At 37.2% G+C, this 8,861-nt stretch carries 9 protein-coding genes and 1 pseudogene; 5 read left to right on the top strand and 5 right to left on the bottom strand.

Features of this window, described 5'->3' with window-relative positions:
* Window positions 1-8: 8 nt before the first annotated feature.
* The 4 genes from IPL24_02895 (at window position 9) to IPL24_02880 (ending at window position 3,936) form a co-directional block, all read left to right on the top strand.
* Window positions 9-1,691 carry a hypothetical protein gene (locus tag IPL24_02895; protein MBK8362645.1) on the top strand — a complete coding sequence of 561 codons (1,683 nt, stop codon included), beginning with the start codon at window positions 9-11 and terminating at the stop codon, window positions 1,689-1,691.
* A 130-nt stretch (window positions 1,692-1,821) separates the two neighbouring features.
* Window positions 1,822-2,547 carry a TerC family protein gene (locus IPL24_02890; protein MBK8362644.1) on the top strand — a complete coding sequence of 242 codons (726 nt, stop codon included), beginning with the start codon at window positions 1,822-1,824 and terminating at the stop codon, window positions 2,545-2,547.
* An 84-nt stretch (window positions 2,548-2,631) separates the two neighbouring features.
* On the top strand, window positions 2,632-3,456 hold the full coding sequence (locus tag IPL24_02885) for a universal stress protein (GenBank protein ID MBK8362643.1): 825 nt from the start codon (window positions 2,632-2,634) through the stop codon (window positions 3,454-3,456).
* A 6-nt stretch (window positions 3,457-3,462) separates the two neighbouring features.
* Window positions 3,463-3,936, top strand: coding sequence for an AAA family ATPase (locus IPL24_02880; GenBank protein ID MBK8362642.1), 474 nt, complete (start codon window positions 3,463-3,465; stop codon window positions 3,934-3,936).
* Window positions 3,937-4,238: 302 nt separating this feature from the next.
* Here the strand turns inward: IPL24_02880 and IPL24_02875 are convergent, their stop codons facing one another.
* The 4 genes and pseudogenes from IPL24_02875 to rlmD form a co-directional block, all read right to left on the bottom strand.
* The gene (locus IPL24_02875) at window positions 4,239-4,745 is read right to left on the bottom strand and encodes a phosphoribosyltransferase (protein MBK8362641.1); all 507 of its coding nucleotides are present in this window, start codon (window positions 4,743-4,745) and stop codon (window positions 4,239-4,241) included.
* Window position 4,746: 1 nt separating this feature from the next.
* Window positions 4,747-4,938: a C40 family peptidase gene (locus IPL24_02870; protein ID MBK8362640.1), complete on the bottom strand. Its 192-nt coding sequence runs from the start codon at window positions 4,936-4,938 to the stop codon at window positions 4,747-4,749.
* The gene (locus IPL24_02865; GenBank protein ID MBK8362639.1) at window positions 4,935-5,276 is read right to left on the bottom strand and encodes a C40 family peptidase; all 342 of its coding nucleotides are present in this window, start codon (window positions 5,274-5,276) and stop codon (window positions 4,935-4,937) included. The genes IPL24_02870 and IPL24_02865 overlap by 4 nt, the downstream gene beginning before the upstream one ends.
* Before the next feature lie 11 nt (window positions 5,277-5,287).
* Window positions 5,288-6,698: pseudogene (rlmD, locus tag IPL24_02860) on the bottom strand (23S rRNA (uracil(1939)-C(5))-methyltransferase RlmD).
* 168 nt (window positions 6,699-6,866) lie between these two features.
* On the opposite strand from rlmD, the gene rocD reads away from it, so the two are divergent.
* Window positions 6,867-8,090: an ornithine--oxo-acid transaminase gene (gene rocD / locus IPL24_02855; GenBank protein ID MBK8362638.1), complete on the top strand. Its 1,224-nt coding sequence runs from the start codon at window positions 6,867-6,869 to the stop codon at window positions 8,088-8,090.
* Here the strand turns inward: rocD and IPL24_02850 are convergent.
* Window positions 8,087-8,860 carry a hypothetical protein gene (locus IPL24_02850; GenBank protein ID MBK8362637.1) on the bottom strand — a complete coding sequence of 258 codons (774 nt, stop codon included), beginning with the start codon at window positions 8,858-8,860 and terminating at the stop codon, window positions 8,087-8,089. The genes rocD and IPL24_02850 overlap by 4 nt on opposite strands.
* Window position 8,861: the final 1 nt, after the last annotated feature.

Here is an 8,861-nt window from a genome sequence, read left to right as displayed (position 1 = left end):
TTAAATATATGTGCAGTATTTATGGCCTTTTAGGCGAAATAGTAGAAAAGGGCGATTCGTCAAAAATTTATGCTTCTTTTAATACATTAAGGAAACGCGGTCCGGATAGAAGTCTGACAATTTTAAACCCAGACTCATTTTTAGGTTTTCACCGTCTTGCAATCAATGGCCTTGATGTCGATGGTGATCAGCCTTTTTATATGGTAGATGGTGAGAGAACATTCTATTTAGTATGTAATGGAGAGATCTATAATTTCAGGGAATTGATCGCTGAATTTAAACTCGATGTTTCCCTTCACGGCTCTGATTGTGCTGTTATTCTTCCTCTATTGAAATTATTCAATTATGATCTTGAAAAATTAAACAAAGTACTTGTTGGTGAATACAGTTTTGCAATTGTTGAATATCATCAACATAAATTAAAGCAGCTTTTCCTTTCAACTGATCCTTTAAGTGTGCGTCCAATGTTTATTGGTTTTAGTCAGGATCTGAAAAGTTTTGGATTCAGTAGTTTACTTTCCGGATTGGCGCCATTCTTTCAGAATGTTGAACGGTTTGGTCAAAAAACAATTCTGAACTGGACTCCTGGAAAAACTCCTGCAAAAAAACAATACTGGCCTTCTGTAGTAAATGCTGATTACAATACGAATTCAAAGCCGGCTGAAAGCGATTATGCAAAAGCAATTTCAATATTTGAAAATGCTGTCCGGCACCGGTTGATCTCTGACCGTCCAATTGGTTGTTTGCTTTCCGGTGGACTGGATTCCAGCGTCGTCTGTGCTGTAGCTGCAAAGATCATGGCGGAAGAATACCCGGGGAAAAAACTAAAATCGTTCAGCATTGGAATGAAAGAAGGTACCGATATAGTTTATGCAAAAAGTGTAGCAGAGCATTTGAATAAATTATATGGTAACATTGAACATGAAATAATTTATTTTACTCCTCAGGAAGGTTTAGATGCAATCGATACTGTTTTACAGAATACGGAAACATATGATATTACAACTATCAGAGCAAGTGTTGGTCAGTATTTACTGGGGAAATATATTTCTGCAAACACTGATATAAAAGTTGTGCTTAATGGTGATGGAGCTGATGAGTGCCAGATGGGATATTTATATTTTTATAATCATCCCGATCTTAAATCGGCACAGGAAGATCATTACCGGTTACTGGATGAAATTCATCTCTTCGATGGACTTCGTGTTGACAGAGCTATTTCTTGTCATGGATTGGAGGCGCGTGTTCCATTCTTAGACAGAGAGTTTGTTGATTTTTTCAGAGGACTTCCTGCAAGCTGGAAAGTACCAACTAAAGATAGTATCGAAAAGAATTTCTTTCGTACAGCATTTGCAAAAAGTAAATTCGGAAAAACATTACCTGAAGAAGTTTTGTGGAGAAAAAAGGAAGCGTTCTCCGATGGCGTTTCCGGAAAAGAAAAATCATGGTTTCAATGGGTACAGGAATTTTTGAATGAAAAAGTTTCTGATCAGGAATTTGAAATGAAAAAAGATAAACTACATCCGTCAATAGTTGCTCCTTCAAAAGAATCTTTTTATTTCATGCGTGCTTTTCAAAATCAAAATGGCGATCAGTGGCAGGTGATTCCACATTACTGGTTACCGCGATGGTCAGGAAATCTTTCTGAACCGTCTGCTCGGGTGTTGAAGGTTTATAATGATAAAGCGTAATTCGTAATTATGTTCTTGAGAGAACAAAGTCTCAAAATCAACTCAATAAGTTCTACAACGTGCGTTAAAGGGTATGTTTTTTTATTTAGTTTTGCGCCTCTACTCGTAAAAAGCTAAACACTTCAAATTTATGTTACTAACTCTGTTTTCTCCGGAAGGAATATTAAGTCTAGTCACTCTTATATTTCTGGAAATAATCTTAGGGATCGATAACATAATTTTCATTGCCATTATTTGTAGCTATCTGCCAAAAGTTGATCAGCAGAGGGCAAGAACGATAGGTTTAATGCTGGCAATGGTTTTCAGAATACTATTGCTCCTTGGAATTTCCTGGTTAGTACATCTTGTTCAACCGCTATTCTTTATAGGGACTTTAGGAGTGAGTGGAAGGGATCTGATTTTATTTTCCGGCGGTGTATTTCTTGTTTATAAAACTTTCAAGGAACTTTATGAGAAACTAAAGGGTCATGAAAAGGCTGCTGAAGAGGGCACGAAGAAAAAGCTTACTATTTCTCAGGCGATTTTACAAATTACAATCATCGATATCATCTTTTCATTCGATTCAATATTAACAGCAGTAGGCTTAAGCCGTGATTTGCCTGTTATGATCTCTGCTGTTGTTGTGTCAATGTTTGTCATGTTGTTATTCGCTCCGTATGTAAGTGATTTTATCAACAAGTATCCTACGATGAAGATCCTTGCACTTGTATTTTTAGTTGCTATCGGAGTGTTGCTGATGCTGGAAGGTATGCATGTTCACGTTGAGAAATCATATGTCTATTTCGGTATGGCCTTCTCATTGATCGTTGAAATGCTGAATATAAGGTTGCGGAAAATTCAGCATAAATCGAATTAAATTGACAAGTCTTGTTGATCAATTGATTTAGTACAGCCTTTGGTTATTCGGCTTTTTGATTATCTTGCAGCTAAAGATCAGCAAATGATAAAAGGAAAACCGTCCTTTCCATTCAACACCATTGCGCTTGGAGTTGCTTTTAATGACGAACTTGATTTCATGGTTAGTGAAATGAAGCGTCATTGTGAGAATCATGGAAGTTTAGCAGTTTTTATTCATTACGGAAAAAAAACCGGTGACAAATTCATTCAGCTTTCTAAGATCCTGACACGATATGGATTTCATGATGGAAATTCGCGTATCTATTGGGAACAGGCGAATGCAGTTTCTGCAATTCTTCAAATTTGCAAGCATGAAGTAGTAGACTTGCTGCTCATGGGTCTTTCTCAGAATAAAAATTTCGCACAACCATTTGGAAAATTAACGCAGGAAATTGCTACGAAAGCGAAATGTTCGGTTTTGGTATATGCTTCTCCATCAAGATCCATGAAACGGATTGTAATAGAAGCAAACAATCACAGAAAGACAGAACATGCACTCATGACTGCATTCTATTTCAGTGAAAGAGAGAAAGCAGAAGAAGTTATAGTATTGGATGTTGCTGAGCAATTTGCTGCTGCAGATTCTTCGCAGTCTGCCGATTATACTTCAGAAATATTTTCTGATTCCAAATTCAATCAGTCAATTGAAAATATGGCTCTCAATGTAAGGATCGAATCCGCATCGAATGAAAATTTTGAGGACATTACAGAATATGCACAAAAAGTGAATGCTGATCTGGTCATAGTAAATTCTATAGATCACCATTTGCAGATTTTCGAAAGAATAGCACAGAATCATATTGATACCATCTTGCCAAAATTACCATGCAACTTATTGATCATTCACTCAAGGTTAATTGAGGAGTAGAAATTGATGAAAGTATTTTTGATAGGGTATATGGGTAGTGGAAAATCAAAGGTTGCAGAAGCTCTTGGAAAAATAATGGATTTGCCCGTAGTTCATACAGATGAACTGGTAGAAGAAGCCGAAGGGAAAAGCATTTCAGAAATTTTTAAAACCTCCGGTCAGGAACATTTTCGGGATTTGGAAAAAAAAGCACTGCATTCGCTTGCAGAGAATAATAATGTTGTTGTCTCTACCGGCGGTGGATTACCATGTTACTTCGATAATATGGAGTACATGAATGCAGTGGGTGTAACTGTTTATCTTGAAGCTAATCCCGGATTATTATTTCATCGTCTCTCCAATAACAAAACCGGCAGACCGCTCATTGAAAACCTCAATGATGTTGAGTTAATGGAACAGATTTCCGGACAACTTGCAGTCCGATCTCCTTTTAAAAAGCGGAAAAGCCTTTCTAAATTAATAATGAATATGAATGATTAAAAGTAAATACTGCCCGATATAAATATTTTCATATGAAAGTAATTTCCCGCATCTGGCGCCCAAAAGAAACCCCCCCCCATCATTGAAATCTTCGATTATTGGTTCATCTCGATTCAACTTTTCAAACGCCCCCCCCCCCCGAACCTTTACCGTCCAAAAAAGTATGTCAATAAAATGTGGGGGCTTGCTAGAAATTTATTCTGCGAACAGTTGATTTAAAATATATTTTCAACCTAAATTAAAATGTTTTATTTTTATCGAATAGTAGTAGTGAATATTAATTATTAAATATTAATATTTTGCTATTGAATCCACGCCTCAATCTTCGAGTCTCCAATCTCCACACTAACATGCTCCTGCAGAGTAGTAGCTAAAGACAGTCCAACGAAGTCAGAAGAAACAGGATAGCGCTTATGATTCCGGTCGACCAAAACAACTGTTCTCAGTTTTTTAATTTCGGCATCAAGAAAAGGTTTCATGGCATTCAGCATTGTCTTGCCGGAATTCATAACGTCATCAACTAAAATCACAATCTTATTATTCAAGTCTTCTTTGGAAAGATTAATATCGATTTTCTGATCCAGCTTTCCATGTTTGATGAATTTCACTTCTGTGAGAATGACCTTGAATGGAGCAATGGTTTTGAGTATAGCTGCAATTTTTTCAGCAACTTCATAACCACTTTTTACAATACCTGCCAATACAATTTCTTTTGCATCAGAATTATCTTCAAAGATCTGAAATGCCAGACGATTTAATTTTTGTTCGATCTGTTTATTTGTAAGAAGGAGAGTTTTGTCTTTTTCCATTTTATTTTTCGTTCAAATCATTTAACCGGCCACCTTTATAATAGTATCTTTTATAGTAAGGTTCATCGAGATCACTGATAATAACACCACGTGAAGTGCTGGCATGTGCAAATTTATTCGAGCCAAGATAGATTCCTACATGTGAAATTCTTCCTTTTTTTATCTTAAAAAATACCAGATCACCCTCTTTCAGATTTTCTTTTTAACAGGATCTGATTTCTCATAAATTTCTTTAGCCGAACCGGTAAGAATTTTCTGGTAGGCCGATTTATATAATTCACACACCAATCCTGAACAATCGATTCCATTTTTATTTTCTCCGCTGTATCGATAGGGAGTTCCAAGCCATTCATTCACATAATCGTACAAATATGGATTTGTAATTGATTCAATATTAAAACCCAGTTCATTCGAGTACTTAAAACATAATCCAAGTTGTTCCTGTTCGTAGTCAATTGCAAGCGAAGAATCCTGTCCGGAAGTAAACCTGACAGAGAAACTAAAAATCAGAAAAAAGACAATTGATCTCATTTCAATTTTTGTTAAAGACTTTTTCTTTGAAGCAACATTACATTTTCCACATGTGTTGTATGCGGGAACATATCAACAGGCTGATATTTTACGACTGAATAGGCTTCATCAAGAATTTGCAGATCTCTTGCTTGTGAAGCGGGATTACAACTTACATAGACAATCCTGTCAGGTGCTGCTTTTACAATTGCTCTGACAACATCTTCATGCATTCCCGATCTTGGTGGATCAGTTATGATCACATCCGGTTTACCATGAAGTTCAATAAATTCCGGGTGTCAGTGTATCTTTGATATCTCCTGCAAAGAACGAAACATTTTTGATTTTGTTGTAAGCAGCATTTTCTCCGGCGTCATTGATAGCATCAGCAATATAATCGATTCCGGTTACGTGTTTTGCTTTTGCAGCAACGAAAGAAGCAATTGTTCCTGTCCCTGTATAAAGGTCGTAAACATTTTCATTCCCGGTTAAGCCTGCATAGTCGCGTACAATTTTATATAGCTCATATGCCTGGAGTGAGTTAGTCTGATAAAAGGATTTTGCAGAAATGCGGAAAGTCAGATCTTCCATTTTTTCTTCTATGTATGAACGTCCATTATAGAGTTCAACATTAAGATCAAAAATAGTATCGTTACGTTTTGAATTGATGATGTATTGCAATGAAGTAATTTCCGGAAATGAATTCTTCAGATGATCCATCATGAGAGTTCTGCTTTCTTTGTGATCACGACTAAATACAACGACAACCATCCATTCTCCGGTAGAGGTTGAGCGGATGATAAGGTTTCTGAGATAACCTTCCTGACTTCTTGGATCAAAGAATTCGAAATTATTTTTTACTGCAAAATCTTTTACTGCTAATCGAATTTTATTACTCAGATCTTCCTGGAGAAAGCATTCTTTTACATCAAGGATCTTATCGAATCTACCGAGAACATGAAACCCCAAAGCACTCTGTAAAACATCTGCTCCTGCATCAAGATCTGCTTTTGTTAACCAGGCTTTATTTGAAAAAGTATATTCAAGTTTGTTGCGGTAATATTTTGTGTTTGCCGATGCCTTAATCGGTATAGCAGTTGGCAATTCAACTTTTCCAACCCGCTCAAGAACATCCGTCACGTGTTTCTGTTTGTAAAAGATCTGTTTTTCATAAGACATATGCTGCCATTTGCAGCCACCACATGTTCCGAAGTGTGTACAAAAAGGCTGAACTCTGTCGGCCGATGGTGAGATGATGTTTACAACACGACCTTCAGCATAATTTTTCTTTTTTCTGTAGATCATTACATCAGCTACATCACCCGGAACAGCACCTTCAGCAAAAACCACAAAATTATCGATTCGGGCTAAAGCATTTCCCTCAGAACCCGCCTCTGAAATATTGAGATTTTCAGTTATTTCACCCTTTTTCACATTTTCCATATTGGCGAAAGTAAAGAATGTTCATCAGATTTCACTTGCTTATCGTGAATGAGTTTGGATCTCAAGATTTGCGAAGGAAATTGCCCAATTAACTTGAATTACCTCCGGGAAAAGCTTATTTTTGCATCATATAAGTTATTTTATTTTATTCCCCGCATTATGAAAACGATGGTTATCGAGAAGACATTAACAGAACAGGCAATTGAACGAGAAGAGCGTTTTGGGGCTCATAATTATCATCCATTGCCTGTTGTGCTTGAACGTGGAGAAGGTGTCTATGTGTGGGATGTAGAAGGGAAAAAATATTTCGATTTTTTGTCGGCTTATTCAGCTTTGAATCAAGGTCATAACCATCCGATGATCGTCAAAGCATTAATTGACCAGGTTCAGAAACTTGCTTTGACTTCCAGAGCCTTTCATAATAATGTACTTGGTGAATACGAAGAGTATATCACGAACTATTTCGGCTACGACAAGGTTCTGCCAATGAATTCCGGAGCAGAAGGTGTTGAGACTGCAATGAAACTTGCCAGAAGATGGTCATATGTAAAGAAAGGGATTCCGGAAAATAATGCGAAGATCATCGTTTGTGAAGGTAATTTTCACGGACGAACGATAACTATTATTTCAGCGTCTACAGATCCTGATTCCTACGGAAAATTTGGTCCTTTTACACCCGGTTTTATAAAGATCCCTTACAACAATCTTCCTGCCCTGGAAAAAGCATTGCAGGACCCATTGGTTGCCGGATTTTTAGTTGAACCGATACAAGGTGAAGCAGGAGTAGTAATACCTGATGATGGTTATCTGAAAGCAGCATCTGAACTTTGTAAAAAGAATAATGTACTTTTTATCGGCGATGAAATTCAGACAGGATTATGTCGTACAGGAAAGATGCTGGCATGTGATCACGAGAATGTGCATCCCGATATTTTAATTTTAGGAAAGGCATTAAGTGGCGGATTACTTCCTGTATCTGCTGTACTTGCTTCTGATGAAATTATGCTATGTGTAAAGCCCGGAGAGCATGGAAGTACATATGGAGGAAATCCACTGGCGGCTAAAGTTGCAATCGCTGCATTGAGAGTTTTGAAAGATGAGAACCTTGCTGAAAAAGCTGAACGATTAGGAAATATTTTATTAAGTGAATTGAAATCTATCAAACACGATCACATTACTTTGGTAAGAGATAAAGGTTTATTCTGCGCGATGGTCATAAAACCTAAAGACGGTAAGGATGCATGGGATGTTTGCCTGGCATTAAAAGAAAACGGCCTTTTAGCAAAACCTACTCACGGTGATATCATCCGGTTTGCTCCACCATTGATTATTACGGACCAACAGTTGTCGGAGTGTGTTGAGATTATTCGGGCAACTCTTGCTTCATATTAATTATTAATTGTTTTCACCTCAGCCGTCGCTTTAAGTATCCCCGAACAAAGCTGGTCAGCCTGTTTAAGGTTAGCGTCTGTCGAACCTTTTATTTCTGATTTGATCTGAGCAATGGTATTTTCAATATTCACAAAAGATTTTCCGGTTTCTGACTGGTAGCCGGATGCAAAACTGCCGACAGTCGCCAGTCTGTGGCTTGCCAGCATTGAATCTTTATTTTCCTTGATCTGATTTTTAAGATTGCTGAATTTAACTCCATAATTTACGAGTAGTCCTGCGAAGACCAAAGATAAAAGGATAACACCAAAGCTGAAATATTTCTTAAACCCTGAACGTTTGCTGCCAAGTTGATCGATGTCGATCTGAAGTTGTAAAATAGTATTCTGTAGATCTACTTGTGCAGCGTCATCCTTTTGTTTTCTGGAATCAATAGATGCGGCTGCTGCAGTAATTGTTGCAGTTTTATACAACTGTAAAGATTCAATTCTGTAGTTAATATATTTGTCGTATACCTGATAACCTTGCTTGAAGTGATTGTTGTCTGCATAACCCTGGGAGATAATTTTATATGTCTCCATCAAAAGCGTATCGATTCCGGCTCCATGTTTACCTTCAAAAGGACGGAGAGCGATCATGATCTGATCTAATGCTTCAGCTTTTATGTAAATTGTTTTTGCTCTGGCATTCAATGATTGCAGTGTTGCAACATCTTGTCCGAAAACCGATGAGCAGAAAAAGACGAATAATATATATAGAGAGATTTTTTTCATT

Source organism: Bacteroidota bacterium (genome assembly GCA_016711505.1).
Classification (GTDB): Bacteria; Bacteroidota; Bacteroidia; order AKYH767-A; family 2013-40CM-41-45; genus JADKIH01.
The sequence above is the reverse complement of the archived record's forward strand: the minus strand, read 5'-3'. Positions and strand labels throughout refer to the sequence as shown.